The 13,119-nt window shown below is 70.4% G+C and carries 15 protein-coding genes; 11 read left to right on the top strand and 4 right to left on the bottom strand.

From position 1 onward, the window contains the following. Positions 1–88 precede the first annotated feature (88 nt). The 4 genes from ACE3T5_RS11615 (at position 89) to ACE3T5_RS11600 (ending at position 4,167) form a co-directional block, all read left to right on the top strand. Positions 89–1,288, top strand: coding sequence for a threonine ammonia-lyase (locus ACE3T5_RS11615; protein WP_374667725.1), 1,200 nt, complete (start codon positions 89–91; stop codon positions 1,286–1,288). 29 nt (positions 1,289–1,317) lie between these two features. Continuing rightward, complete coding sequence (locus ACE3T5_RS11610; RefSeq protein WP_374667723.1) at positions 1,318–1,722, top strand: PaaI family thioesterase; 405 nt, start codon at positions 1,318–1,320, stop codon at positions 1,720–1,722. Between the two features lie 92 nt (positions 1,723–1,814). Then, positions 1,815–1,958, top strand: a complete 144-nt coding sequence (locus ACE3T5_RS11605; RefSeq protein WP_374667720.1) for a hypothetical protein — start codon at positions 1,815–1,817, stop codon at positions 1,956–1,958. Positions 1,959–2,316: 358 nt separating this feature from the next. Continuing rightward, complete coding sequence (locus ACE3T5_RS11600; protein WP_374667718.1) at positions 2,317–4,167, top strand: phosphoenolpyruvate carboxykinase (GTP); 1,851 nt, start codon at positions 2,317–2,319, stop codon at positions 4,165–4,167. Positions 4,168–4,272: 105 nt separating this feature from the next. Here ACE3T5_RS11600 and ACE3T5_RS11595 read toward each other — a convergent pair whose 3' ends face one another. Continuing rightward, positions 4,273–4,479 carry a hypothetical protein gene (locus ACE3T5_RS11595; RefSeq protein WP_374667716.1) on the bottom strand — a complete coding sequence of 69 codons (207 nt, stop codon included), beginning with the start codon at positions 4,477–4,479 and terminating at the stop codon, positions 4,273–4,275. A 21-nt stretch (positions 4,480–4,500) separates the two neighbouring features. After that, positions 4,501–4,941, bottom strand: a complete 441-nt coding sequence (locus ACE3T5_RS11590) for a hypothetical protein (protein WP_374667714.1) — start codon at positions 4,939–4,941, stop codon at positions 4,501–4,503. 121 nt (positions 4,942–5,062) lie between these two features. On the opposite strand from ACE3T5_RS11590, the gene ACE3T5_RS11585 reads away from it, so the two are divergent. Next, on the top strand, positions 5,063–6,028 hold the full coding sequence (locus tag ACE3T5_RS11585; protein ID WP_374667710.1) for a LysR family transcriptional regulator: 966 nt from the start codon (positions 5,063–5,065) through the stop codon (positions 6,026–6,028). 16 nt (positions 6,029–6,044) lie between these two features. On the opposite strand, the gene ACE3T5_RS11580 is transcribed toward ACE3T5_RS11585, so the two are convergent. Continuing rightward, positions 6,045–6,218, bottom strand: a complete 174-nt coding sequence (locus ACE3T5_RS11580; protein WP_374667708.1) for a hypothetical protein — start codon at positions 6,216–6,218, stop codon at positions 6,045–6,047. A gap of 193 nt (positions 6,219–6,411) precedes the next feature. Between ACE3T5_RS11580 and ACE3T5_RS11575 the strand changes: the two genes are divergently transcribed. The 6 genes from ACE3T5_RS11575 (at position 6,412) to ACE3T5_RS11550 (ending at position 12,562) form a co-directional block, all read left to right on the top strand. Beyond that, positions 6,412–8,349, top strand: a complete 1,938-nt coding sequence (locus ACE3T5_RS11575) for a PAS domain S-box protein (RefSeq protein ID WP_374667706.1) — start codon at positions 6,412–6,414, stop codon at positions 8,347–8,349. A 14-nt stretch (positions 8,350–8,363) separates the two neighbouring features. Continuing rightward, the gene (locus ACE3T5_RS11570; protein WP_374667704.1) at positions 8,364–9,710 is read left to right on the top strand and encodes a sigma 54-interacting transcriptional regulator; all 1,347 of its coding nucleotides are present in this window, start codon (positions 8,364–8,366) and stop codon (positions 9,708–9,710) included. 221 nt (positions 9,711–9,931) lie between these two features. After that, entirely contained in the window at positions 9,932–10,972 is a 1,041-nt protein-coding gene (locus ACE3T5_RS11565) for a dienelactone hydrolase family protein (protein ID WP_374667702.1), read from the top strand. 37 nt (positions 10,973–11,009) lie between these two features. Further along, entirely contained in the window at positions 11,010–11,432 is a 423-nt protein-coding gene (locus ACE3T5_RS11560; RefSeq protein WP_374667700.1) for a globin family protein, read from the top strand. Positions 11,433–11,470: 38 nt separating this feature from the next. Beyond that, the gene (locus tag ACE3T5_RS11555; protein WP_374667698.1) at positions 11,471–12,298 is read left to right on the top strand and encodes a metallophosphoesterase; all 828 of its coding nucleotides are present in this window, start codon (positions 11,471–11,473) and stop codon (positions 12,296–12,298) included. Positions 12,299–12,409: 111 nt separating this feature from the next. Then, positions 12,410–12,562 carry a hypothetical protein gene (locus tag ACE3T5_RS11550; protein WP_374667696.1) on the top strand — a complete coding sequence of 51 codons (153 nt, stop codon included), beginning with the start codon at positions 12,410–12,412 and terminating at the stop codon, positions 12,560–12,562. Positions 12,563–12,583: 21 nt separating this feature from the next. Here ACE3T5_RS11550 and ACE3T5_RS11545 read toward each other — a convergent pair. Continuing rightward, on the bottom strand, positions 12,584–13,119 hold a 536-nt coding region (locus tag ACE3T5_RS11545; protein WP_374667694.1), incomplete at its 5' end, for an ArgP/LysG family DNA-binding transcriptional regulator.

Genomic DNA, 13,119 nt, shown 5'->3' with positions numbered 1-13,119 from the left:
TGATGCGGGATGGAAGACACGCATGGAAGCCGTCGATGCTGGGGAAACCCGGAGGCGGGCCCGCGCGGGGCATGGACAATGCCCCTCCATGATTGAACTTTCGGATATCCAGGCTGCCGCCGGGCGCCTGGCCGGGCAGGTGCTGGAGACGCCTTGCGTGGAGTCGCGCACGCTGTCGCAGATCACCGGCTGCCAGGTGTTCCTGAAGTTCGAGAACCTGCAGTTCACTGCCTCCTTCAAGGAGCGCGGGGCGTGCAACAAGCTCGTGCAGTTGGGCGAAGCGGACCGCCGGCGCGGCGTGATCGCCATGAGCGCGGGCAACCACGCGCAGGGCGTGGCCTATCACGCGCAGCGCCTGGGGCTGCGCGCGGTGATCGTCATGCCGCGCTTCACGCCGGGCGTGAAAGTGGAGCGCACGCGCAGCTTCGGCGCCGAGGTGGTGCTGCACGGCGACACGCTGGACGAAGCGCGCGCCCATGCCCTGACGCTGGCCGAGCGCGAGGGCCTGGTCTTCGTGCACCCCTACGACGACGAGGCCATCGTCGCCGGCCAGGGGACCGTGGGCCTGGAGATGCTGCGCGCCGTGCCGGATCTGGACACGCTGGTGGTGGCCATTGGCGGGGGCGGGTTGATCGCGGGGATCGCGCTGGCCGCCAAGGCGCTGAAGCCCGGCATCGAGGTCATCGGCGTGCAGACGATGCGCTTTCCCAACATGTACAACGCCGTCAAGCATGCGGCGCTGCCGCAGGGCGGCTCCACCATCGCCGAGGGCATCGCGGTCGGCACGCCCGGGCGGGTGACGCAGGCCCTCATCGAGCGGCACGTGGACGACATCCTGCTGGTGGACGAGGGCGACATCGAGCAGGCCATCGTGATGCTGCTGGAGATCGAGAAGACCCTGGTGGAGGGGGCCGGCGCGGCGGCGCTTTCGGCGGTGCTGAAGTCACCTGGGCGTTTCGCGGGCCGCAAGGTCGGCATGGTGCTGGGCGGCGGCAACATCGATCCGATGCTGCTGGCGGCGATCATCCAGCGCGGGCTGGTGCGCGGCGGGCGGCTGGCGCGGCTGCGCGTGAGCGCGCGCGATGTGCCAGGCTCGCTGGCCCGCATCACGGCCATCGTGAGCGAAGCGGGCGCCAACATCGACGAGGTGCATCATCAGCGCGCCTTCACCATGCTGGCGGCGCAGAACGTGGAGATCGAGCTGGTGATCCAGACGCGCGGCCGCGAGCATGTGGGCCAGGTGCTGCAGGCGCTGCACGCCGGCGGCTTCCAGGCCGAGGAACAGTGAGCCCCGGGCTGACAACGGAGACACGGAACATGGATATCGAGACCCTGCAGGGCGCGTTGCCCGAGTACTTCGCACCCTGGGTGCAGGCCCTGGGCCTGCGGGTGGAAGGCTTCGACGCCGACAGCGTGACGCTGCGCCTGCCGCAGAGCGACCAGCTGAGTCGCGTGGGCGGCATGCTGTGCGGGCAGGCCATGATGGCCGCCGCCGACACGGCGATGGTGCTGGCGCTCATCAACCACGCAGGCGCCTTCCGGCCGTGCACCACGGTGCAGATGAACAGCAGCTTCCTCAAGCCGCTGTCCAACCAGGATGCACTGGTGCAGGCCCGGGTGCTGCGCGCCGGCAAGAGCCTGGCCTTTGGCGAGATCGACATCCGCGGGGCGACCGACGGCAAGAGCGTCTGCCGGGCGACGACGACCTATGCCCTGCTTTGACAGCCGGGTCATTGGCAGTCGGGTCATTGGCAGCCGGGTCACGAGGCCACGGGTAGAATCGGCGGCAGTGTGCAACCTGCCTGAGTAGAACCATGTCCGACGCCCATTCCCACACCGACAGCGCCCACCCCGAGGATCCGGTGGAAGCCATCGTGCCGGCCATGCCCATCGTGCTGCCGGTCGCCGGCGGCGTGCTGATGTTCCTGCTGGCCTTCATCGCCATCTTCATGGCCTGACGGCCGCGCGGCCCTGGTGGCCGCTGCCTTCGACTGCCACGCCCCCGGGTGCCTCGGTGCCCGGGGGCGTTCCTTTTTCACGGTTACCGCTTGTAAGCGGGCTTATGCATAACCTCATGCAGGTTTTGCATGGAATTGCGGCCGTTCCTCAGCGAGTCGCAAGGCGGCTTTCATAAAATCGCCACTCCCAGCCGACCCGAGCGGCAGCGGGCCACCCGCCCGCGCCACCGCGCTGCCCAACCGGCAGCCCCGCCCGCCGACTGAGCCAAGCCTGTTCTTCAAAGGGCGCGCCTCAGGCCAACTCCGCGATGCAGCCTCCCTTCGGAGAACCGGTTTTTTCATTCCAGGAGCTTTGACGATGAACTCTCCCGTGATGCAGGGGCTCAACCTGCAGGCACCGGCCTACGTGAAGAACGCACGGCTGATTGCCTGGGTGTCCGACATGGTGGCGCTGTGCAAGCCCGATCACGTGCACTGGTGCGACGGCAGCCAGGAGGAATACGACCGCCTGTGCCAGGACCTCGTGGCCGCGGGCACCTTCCGCCAGCTCGACCCCGTCAAGCGCCCGGGCTCCTACCTGGCCTGGTCCGATCCGTCGGACGTGGCCCGCGTGGAAGACCGCACCTTCATCTGCTCGCAGAAGAAGGAAGACGCCGGCCCCACCAACAACTGGATGGCCCCGGCCGAGATGCGCGCCACCCTGCAGCCGCTGTTCGACGGCTGCATGAAGGGCCGCACCATGTATGTGGTGCCGTTCTCCATGGGCCCGCTGGGCAGCCCCATCGCCCACATCGGCATCGAACTCTCCGACAGCGCCTACGTGGCGGTGAACATGCGCATCATGACGCGCATGGGCCGCGCGGTGTTCGACGTGCTGGGTGTCGAGGGTGACTTCGTTCCGGCCGTCCACACCGTGGGCGCGCCGCTGGAGCCGGGCCAGAAGGACGTGGCCTGGCCCTGCAACAAGACCAAGTACATCGTGCACTACCCCGAGACGCGCGAGATCTGGTCGTACGGCTCGGGCTACGGCGGCAATGCGCTGCTGGGCAAGAAGTGCTTCGCGCTGCGCATCGCCTCCACCATGGGCCGCGACCAGGGCTGGCTGGCCGAGCACATGCTGATCCTGGGCGTGACCTCGCCCGAGGGCAAGAAGTACCACGTGGCGGCGGCCTTCCCCTCCGCCTGCGGCAAGACCAACTTCGCCATGCTGATCCCGCCCAAGGGCTTCGAGGGCTGGAAGGTCACCACCATCGGCGACGACATCGCCTGGATCAAGCCGGGCGCCGACGGCCGCCTGTACGCCATCAACCCCGAGGCCGGCTACTTCGGCGTGGCCCCGGGCACCAACACGCTGACCAACCCCAACTGCATGGCCAGCCTGGACAAGAACGTGATCTTCACCAACGTGGCGCTCACGGACGACGGCGACGTGTGGTGGGAGGGCATGGGCGAGGCCCCGGCGCACGCCATCGACTGGCAGGGCAAGGACTGGACGCCCGCCATCGGCAAGGAGACCGGCGCCAAGGCCGCGCATCCGAACGCCCGCTTCACCGTGGCCGCCACCAACAACCCGGCGCTGGACCCCGAGTGGGACAACCCGGCCGGCGTGCCGATCGACGCCTTCATCTTCGGCGGCCGCCGCTCCACCACCGTGCCGCTGGTGACCGAGGCGCACGACTGGGTGGAAGGCGTGTACATGGCCGCCACCATGGGCTCCGAGACCACCGCCGCGGCCTTCGGCCAGCAGGGCGTGGTGCGCCGTGACCCCTTCGCCATGCTGCCGTTCACCGGCTACAACATGAGCGACTACTTCCAGCACTGGCTGAGCCTGGGTCGCAAGCTGCAGGACGCCGGCGCCAAGCTGCCGAAGATCTACACCACGAACTGGTTCCGCAAGGACGAGAACGGCAAGTTCGTGTGGCCGGGCTACGGCGAGAACATGCGCGTGCTGAAGTGGATGATCGACCGCATCGAGGGCCGCGTGGCCGGCGAGGTGCATGCCTTCGGCATCAGCCCCACCTACCAGGAACTGGAGTGGGAAGGCCTGCCCTTCACGCCTGAGCAGTTCCGCCAGGTGACCGAGATCGACATTCCCGCCTGGGAAAAGGAGCTGGAGCTGCACCACGCCCTGTTCGAGCAGCTGGCCCACGGCCTGCCCGCGGAACTGAAGGCGACCAAGGCGAAGATCGAGCAGCGGCTGGCGGGTTGAGCCGCCGTCGTCCCCGCGCAGGCGGGGCCGCACACTGAAAAGGCCACCCGAGGGTGGCCTTTCTGCTTGCCGGAATCCAGGCCGCTGTGCAGGCGGCCTGCGCGGTCAATCGCGCCAGGGGTGCGGCCGGTAGGTGGCCGGCTCGGCCGGCTGGCTCTTGGCCGCGCGGCGGCGCTGCCAGGCGATCTGGCGGCGAGCCGCGCTTTGGCGCGCGAGCTGGCGCGACCACGCGTCCAGCAGGCCGATCACCGGCCGCGGCAGGCGGCGCAGCAACTGGCCCACCAGCCGGGTCGGCGCGAGAGTGGCAGTCATGGCTGGACCTCGCCCGGGCGTTCAGTAGTAGCGGCGCACGTCGCGCACCGCGTCGGCGGCCATGGCGCGGCTCAGGTCGGCCATGACGCGGGCGTCGGTGAGCGCGATCGCCCACAGCTTGTCGTCTTCGCGGGCCTGGCGGCGGCTGGCGACCCAGGCCTGGGCGGCCGTGCGCAGCGCCCCGGCGGCCTCGCGCATGGGCGCGGCGAACAGCGCCAGCGCGGCGAAGCCCACCAGCCAGGCAGCGATCCACGCGGCCAGCAGATGGCCTTCGGTCCAGGTGACGACGAGCTCATTGGCCACCACCACCAGGGCGGAGACCAGGGCGGCCAGCAGCAGCGTGGCGGTGCCACGCGTGCCGTCGAACGAACGCACGGTGGCGGCGAGGTTGGCGGCGCCGCGGGTCACGCGGTCAAGGCCGGCATGCTCGGTCGGATAGTCGGCTTGGATGAATCGGGTCACGAGACTTCCCTTTCGATGAATGACGCTTGTGGCGGGATGGCCGGATGCGTGGAACGGAGATTAGGGTTTGTACTGATATCTTGCAAGTTTAGATTAGTGATGAGTACCATTCACGTTGGAAATGGCTACACCGAACTTCCGCACCCTCGACCTGAACCTGCTGCGCGTCTTCGACCAGGTCATGGCCGAGCGCAACCTCACGCGGGCGGCACGCAACCTGGCGATGACGCAGCCGGCGGTGAGCAACGCGCTCAACCGCCTGCGCGACGCGCTGGGCGACAAGCTGGTGGCGCGCAGCGGCTACGGGGTGGAGCCGACACCACGCGCCCTGGCGCTGTGGCCGGTGGTGAGCGACGCGCTGCGGCTGCTGGAGGCCTCCATCACGCCCGGGCAGTTCATCGCGGCGGAGGCCACCAACACCTTCCTGCTGGCGATGGCCGATGCCACCGCCGCCGAGCTGGTGCCCGGCCTGGTGGAGATCATCGAGAAGGACGCGCCGGGCGTCTCCATCCGCGTGGTGCCGCTGACCACGCGGGATCCGCGGCGGCTGCTGGATGAGGGCCAGGTGGATCTGGCGGTGGGCTTCTTCCCGGCCGTGCTGGCCGCCCTGTCGGCCCAGGCGCAGGCGGGCGGCCTGGCGCCGTTCGACCACCAGCGGCTCTATGACGGTGAATATGTCTGCGTGATGCGCAACGACCATCCGCTGGCACGGGGGCCGCTGACGCTGGGGCGCTACTGCGCCGCGCACCACCTGCTGGTGAGCTTCTCCGGCCGGCCGTTCGGCTTCATCGACGAGGCGCTGGCCTCGCTCGGGCGGGAGCGCCGCATCGTGGCGACGGTCAACCAGTTCTTCACCGCCGGGCGGGTGGTGGCGGGCTCCGACCTGCTGACGGTGCTGCCCAAGCACTTCATCAACGTGACCGGCCGCGCCCATGAGCTGACGCACCGGCCGCTGCCTTTCGAGGTGCCGCCGGTCCACGTGGACGCGCTGTGGCACCGCCGGCAGGCGCAGCGCAGCGACCATGCCTGGCTGCGGCTGGCGGTGGCCGCGGCGGCCGCCCGCGCGTTCGGCGAGCGGCCCGCCTGACGTTCAGACAGGCCAATCAGCGCACGACACGCAGCGCGGCATAGGCGGCGCGGCGCAGTTCCAGCGCCTGGCGGGCATCGTGGCCCGCGCGGGCTTCAGCCGCCTCGAACAGCTGGCGAGGCAGATCGGCGCCCGAGCGCGGGGCACGGCAGGGCAGGCGAAGCAGGTTGGACAGGGTCGGGAGCAGCATGATCAGCCTCAAGGGCGGTTGGTATGGCTGAAGGATAGGGGTTAACCCTAGGATTGCCACCCCAAAGTGCACCGGCGCCCATGCCGATCCGGCATGAGGCCCGGCATGAAGGGGCCGATCGACCCCGATCGGCCTGCCCTGGCCAGCGGCCCGTCCGGCGAAAGCCGGCCCGGCGGGCGCTATGCTCGCGCGCATGCAGAACCCGCCCGCCCCGCTTGCCGCGCTGGAGGAGAGCTGGGCCGTCCTGGGCGGCGCCGTGGATGAGATGGTGTGGTTCAGCGACCCCGCGACCGGGCGCGTGCTCTACACCAACGCCGCCTTCGAGCGCTTCTGGGGCCGCCATGCGGGCAACCTCGGGCCGGCGGCCGAGGCCCTGCTGGATCTCGTGGCGGCGGATGACGTGGCCCGCATCCGCCAGGCGCGCGCCGGCCTGCCGCGCCAGGGCTACATCGAGGAGTACAAGGCCACGCAGCCGCGCCTGGGCGAGCGCGGCAGCCGTCTCGCCCGCGTGCGCGAGCAGGCCGGGGTGCTGCCGACGCCGGGAGCCGCCGCGCGCGTTGCGCACATCGCGCGCGACGTCTCCTGGCAGTTCGACACCACGGCGCGGCTGCGCGCCGAGATCTCGCGCCGCACCGATGCCGAGCGCCACCTCAACGACGCCAACGCGCGGCTGCAGGCGCTGCTGGCCACCGCCAACGACGCCGTCATCACCATCGACGAGTCCAGCCTGGTGATCGACTGGAACAACGCCGCGGAACGCATGTTCGGCATCAGCCGCACCGAGGCCCTGGGCCAGCGCATCACCGAGCTGATCGTCCCGCACGGCCACCGCCCGCATCACGACCACGGCATCCGCGAGTTCCTGCGCACCGGCAAGGGCACCATCCTGCACCGCCGGGTGGAGACGCGCGCGCTGCGCCGCAACGGCGAGGAGTTCGACGTCGAGCTGTCGGTGTGGCCGGTGCGCACAGCCGAGGGCTTCACCTTCAGCAGCTTCGTGCGCGACATCTCGCGCCGCAAGGCCGCCGCCAAGGCGCTGGCGGACTCCGAGGCCAAGTACCGCAAGGTGGTGGAGAACGTGAACGAGGGCATCCTCGTCACCGCCGGCGGTCGCATCCTGTATGCGAACCCGCGTGCGCTGGCCCTCACCGGGCTGGACGAGCAGACCGCGATGTCGCGGCCCTTCATCGAGTTCATCCACCCCGACGACCGCGAGCGCGTGCTCGGCAACCACCTGCGGCGCCTGAAGGGCGAGCCGGTGGAGAACTACTACCAGTTCCGCGTGATGCACGAGCAGGGCCCGCTGCGCTGGCTGGAGATCTCGGCCGTGGTGTTCGAGTGGCAGGGCGCGCCGGCGACGCTGAACTTCCTGACCGATGTCACGCAGCGCCGGCAGGCCGAGGACGAGATGCGCCATGCGCTGCGGCGCGAGCGCGAGCTGTCGGAGATGAAGTCGCGCTTCGTGGCGGTGGCCTCGCATGAGTTCCGCACGCCGCTGGCGGCCATCCTTTCGTCGGTGGAGCTGCTGGACGACTATGGTCCGCGGCTGCCGGAGGAGGAGCGCAAGGAGATCCTGGGTCTGATCAAGAACGCCGTGACGCGCATGAACGGCATGATCGAGCAGGTGCTCTTGACCAGCAAGCTGGAGTCCGGCCGCTTCGTCTTCGCGCCCGGCCTGCAGTCGGTACCGCACCTGCTGGAGCAGCTGCTGGCCGAGCTGGTGCAGGCCAACCCGCAGGCCGCGCGCGTGCTGCTGCGCTGCCAGGCGGTGGACGCGCCCCGGCTGGTGGATGCCCAGCTCGTGCGGCACGTGCTGGTGAACCTGCTGTCGAACGCGCTGAAGTACTCCAGCGCACCGGCGCCGGTGGTCTGCACGGCGCAGGCCGACGGCCCGACGCTGCGCCTGGAGATCGCCGACCGCGGCATCGGCATTCCGGCGGACGACCTGCCGCGCCTGTTCCAGACCTTCCATCGCGGCGGCAACGTGGGCAACATCCAGGGCACCGGCATCGGCCTGCACATCGTCAAGGAGTGCGTGGAGCTGCACCAGGGCCGCATCGAGGTGGAGAGCGTGCAGGGCGAGGGCACCACCTTCCGCGTGCACCTGCATGCGCCGCTGGCGCCCGCCTGAGAGACGCGAAGACCATGGCCCGCATCCTCATCGTCGATGACGACCCCGCCCTGCTGCGGCTGCTGTCCCTGCGCCTGCGCGAGGAGGGCCATCAGCCGATCGAGGCGGACAGCGGCGAGGCGGCGCTGACCCGCCTCGACCAGGAGATGCCGCAGCTGCTGGTGACCGACCTGCGCATGGGCGGCATGGACGGCCTGCAGCTGTTCGACGCGGTGCACCGGCGCCACCCGCTGCTGCCGGTGCTGATCCTCACCGCGCACGGCACCATCCCGGACGCCGTGCAGGCGCTGCAGAAGGGCGTGTTCGGCTACCTCGCCAAGCCCTTCGAGGCGCAGGCGCTGATGGCCGAGGTGAACCGCGCGCTGGACGCGTCGCAAGCGCTCGGGGCCGACATGCCAGGGCAGGAGCCGGGTGAATCGTGGCGCGAGGCCATCCTCACCCGCAGCCCGCGCATGGAGCAGGTGCTGGCCGAGGCGCGGCTGGTGGCACAGAGCGACGCCGCCGTGGTGATCCACGGCCCCAGCGGCTCCGGCAAGGAGCTGCTGGCCCGCGCCATCCACGCGGCCAGCCCGCGCGCCGCACAACCGCTCGTGGCGGTGAACTGCGGCGCCATCCCCGAGAACCTGGTGGAGTCGGAGCTGTTCGGCCACGTCAAGGGCGCCTTCACCGGCGCCGTGCGCGACCGCCCCGGCCTGTTCGTCGAGGCGCGCGGCGGCACCGTGTTCCTGGACGAGATCGCCGAGCTGCCGCTGGCCGCGCAGGTGAAGCTGCTGCGCGTGCTGCAGGAGGGCGAGGTACGCCCCGTGGGGGGCGAACGCGCGGTGCGGGTGAACGTGCGCGTGCTGTCGGCCTCGCATCGCAAGCTGGCCGACGAGGTGGCGGCCGGCCGCTTCCGCGAGGATCTGTTCTACCGCCTGCATGTGGTGGGCCTGGAGCTGCCGGCCTTGGCGGAGCGGCGCGAAGACATCCCGCTGCTGGCGCGCCACTTCCTGGCCGCACTGTCGCAGCGCTATGCGAAGCCGCTGCGCGGCTTCGGGCCTGGCGCCCTGGAGCTGCTGGTGGCCGCGGCCTGGCCCGGCAACGTGCGCCAGCTGCAGAACGTGGTGGAGAAGTGCGTGGTGCTCAGCACCGGCCCGCTGGTGGCGGAGTCGCTCGTGCAGAAGGCGCTGGTCCAGCCAGCCGGCGACATGCTGCCGCTGGACGAGGCGCGGCGGCAGTTCGAGCGCGACTACCTGGTGCAGCTGCTCAAGCTGACCGGCGGCAACGTGAGCCAGGCCGCCCGGCTGGCGCGGCGCAACCGCACCGACTTCTACGCCTTGCTCGGCCGGCATCAGATCGAGCCGGCGCAGTTCAAGGGCTGAGCGCGCACCCGGCGCGGCGTGACATCCGCACGCCAGGGCCTGTCGGGATTCGCCGACAACGCAAGTCCTTGTCAGGCCTGGCGTTGGTCGCTCGGCGCCGACAGGGTGTCGGGATTCACCGACAGGCGGGCGTGACGCTCTGGCCATAAGCTATTGATTTCAAAGGATTTTCAAGCTGGCACGGGGCTTGAAATGGATGTCGGCATCCAAGGAGCACCGACATGCAAGCAACCACCCACCAAGCCCGCGCCACCCGCCCCCTGCACTGGCAGCGTTTCCAGAAGTCCCTGCTCGCCACGCTCGCCGCGATGGCGCTGGCCGCCTGTGGCGGCGGCGGTGAAGACGACGGCCTGTCCGACGCGCTGGCCAAGGCCCAGTCCGACTCCAAGGCGCAGCAGCACATGCAGCTGATGGCCGCGGCGGTGTCGACCGTGGGCATGACCAAGGTCAGCTTCACCAACAGCGCCGGCCAGGCCCTTACCGGCTTCCTGTTCCGCGACAACGCCGCCACCCAGCGCCAGGCCGCCGTCGTGCTGTTGCACGGCTGCTCCGGCGTGTGGTCCAACGGCGTCGTCAACACCGACGCCCAGCCGCCGCAGAAGGCGCTGTCGCACATCCACCGCCGCTGGGGCGAGAACCTCGCGCGCGCCGGCTACTCGGTGCTGCTGGTGGACAGCTTCACCAGCCGCAACCTCACCAACGAGTGCGGCAACGGCACCGCCGGCCTGAACGAGGCGGTGGTGCGCCCCCTCGACGCGCTGGCCGGCCGCCAGTGGCTGGTCGCCAATGGCGTGGCCGGCGACCGCATCGCGCTCATGGGCTGGTCGAACGGCGGCAGCGCGACGCTCGCCACCATGGATCGCACGAACGAGGGGTCGCCCGGCGCGCGCCCCTTCCGCGAGGCGTTTGCCTTCTACCCCGGCTGCGGGCTGCTGAACGAATTCGGCGGCGGCGCCTCGTCGACGGCCACTACCACCTGGCTGCCCTATGCGCCGGTGACGATCCATCACGCCGACCAGGACCCGCTGTACACCGATGGCCGCTGCGCCAACCGCGTGGCCGGTGCCGTCGCGCTCGGTGCCGGCGTGGGCAACGGCAATGCCGTGGCCATGACCGTGCATGCCGGCGCCCGCCACAGCTTCGACCAGATCGACCTGTCGAAGGCGCTGGCGTCGCCCTACACCGCCGCCGACCAGTCCGCGCAGACCGTGGCCGATGCCGCCGTGATGACGCGCCTGGCCACGCTGTTCCCGGCCCCCTGATCCCGTCCATCCAACCCATTCCCCAAGGAGACCCGCCATGACCCCGCAACAGATCGCCCTCGTCCAGCACAGCTTCGCCAAGGTGCGCCCCATCGCCACCACCGCCGCCGAGCTGTTCTACAACCGCCTGTTCTCGCTCGACCCCGGCCTGCGTCCGCTGTTCAAGAGCGGCGACATGGCCCGCCAGGGCCAGATGCTGATGTCGATGATCGGCACCGCCGTCGCCGGCCTGGGCAACCTGGAGAAGCTGTCGCCGGTGGTCCGCGCCCTGGGCGCCCGCCATGCCGACTACGGCGTGCAGCCGCGCCACTACATGGTGGTGGGCGCTGCGCTGCTGTGGACCCTCGAGCAGGGCCTGGGCAACGACTTCACGCCCGAGGTGCGCGAAGCCTGGGCCGGCGCCTACGAGCTGCTCTCGCAGGTGATGCAGCTCGGCGCGATGGAGCCGGCCACGGCCTGAGTGATGCCGGCCGCCGCGCGGTCGGCACAATGCGGCCGGTGAAGCTGCAACTGCTGTCCGACCTGCACCTGGAGGCCCACCCCGCCTTCGAACCGCGCCCCGCCGAGGGCGCGGACCTGCTGGTGCTGGCCGGCGACATCGGCTCGTACCAGCAGGGCTCGCGCCTCACCGGTGACGACTTCGGACTGGCGCGCTTCTCGCCCCGACACGGCTGGCCGGTGCCGGTGCTCTACGTGCCCGGCAACCATGAGTACGACGGCCTGGACTTCGATGCCACCCATGCGCGGCTGCGTGCCACCTGCGAGCAACTGGGCATCACCTGGCTGGAACGCGAGGCCCGGGTGATCGATGGCGTGCGCTTCGTCGGCACCACGCTCTGGACCGACTTCGACGCGCTCGTGCACCCGCCTGGCGAGCCGGCCCCGACCGCGACGCAGGCGCTCAAGCGCCGCGACAAGGCCTTCCGCGCCGCCAACTTCTACCTGCGCAAGGCCGCCACCCAGCGCCATGGCGAGCTGATGCTGGCTGAAGCCTGGCGCGAGCTGGGCCTGGCCTGCCAGGCGTGGCTGCGGGCCGAGCTGGCACGCCCGCATGCAGGCCCGACCGTGGTCGTCACCCATTTCGCGCCCAGCCTGCGCAGCGCCGACCCGCGCTATGGTCTGGTGCCGGGCACCGCCGGCTTCTGCAATGCGCTGGACGACCTGCTGCCGCAGGCGCAGCTCTGGCTGCACGGCCACCTGCACTGCGCGCATGACTACCAGGTGGCGGGTTGCCGCGTGGTGGCCAATCCACTGGGCTACGCGAGCAAGGGCGAGCAGGCGGCGTTCCGGGCGGACTGCGTCGTGGAGGTCCCGGTTCGCGGCTAGGGCCGTCGTTACCCGTGCCTACAAGTCCGACGCGGTCTTTACACGCCCGCAACAGCGCTCCGGCGTTCCACACGCCATACTGCACTGCAACAACCCCACCGGAGCCTGGTCATGAAATCCCCGGGGATGCAGACGCGGGCCTGGATCGCGGCCGCGATCACGGCCCTGATGCTGGCACTGGCCCACCCCGAGGCCATCCGTAGCGTGGGCTCTGGCGGCGCCGTGTGGCCCGACATGCCGCATGGCGCGGCGGCGCCGCGCTGAGCGCCGCGCGCACCCCACCCCTCAGCCAGGCGGCAGCAAGTCGCGCTCGGCCGCCTGCCGCAGCGCGGTGGTGAGCTGATCCAGCACGTCCGACTCCAGGTTCCAGCAGTGCCAGTACAAGGCGATCGGCAGCGCGTCGTCGGGCGCGATGTTGACCAGCTGGCCCTGCTGGATCAAGCCGCGCGCCAGCAGCTCGGGCACCACGCTCACGCCCCAGCCAGCCAGCACCGCGCGCACCTGCCCTTCGGAGCTGGGCACGAAGAGCTGGTGCAGCGACACGCGCTTGAGGCCGAAGGCGCGGCTCACGAACTCGCTCTGCATGTCATCCTTGCGGTTGAACGCGATGAAGGGCAGATCGCGGAAGTTGTGCGGTGTCAGGCCCTTGGGGCAGTGCTCGCGCGCGTAGCCGGCCTCGGCCACCGCCACGTAGCGCATGGCGCCCAGCGGCAGCACCTTGCAGCCGCGCAGCGCCTGCTTGAGCGTGGTCACGCAGCCCAGCACCTGGCCCTGGCGCAGCCACTCATGGGTGAAGTCCTGGTCGTCGGTGATCATCTCCA

This window comes from Ramlibacter sp., assembly GCF_041916345.1.
Taxonomy (GTDB): Bacteria; Pseudomonadota; Gammaproteobacteria; order Burkholderiales; family Burkholderiaceae_C; genus Ramlibacter.
This window is presented reverse-complemented; position numbering and strand designations above follow the sequence as displayed.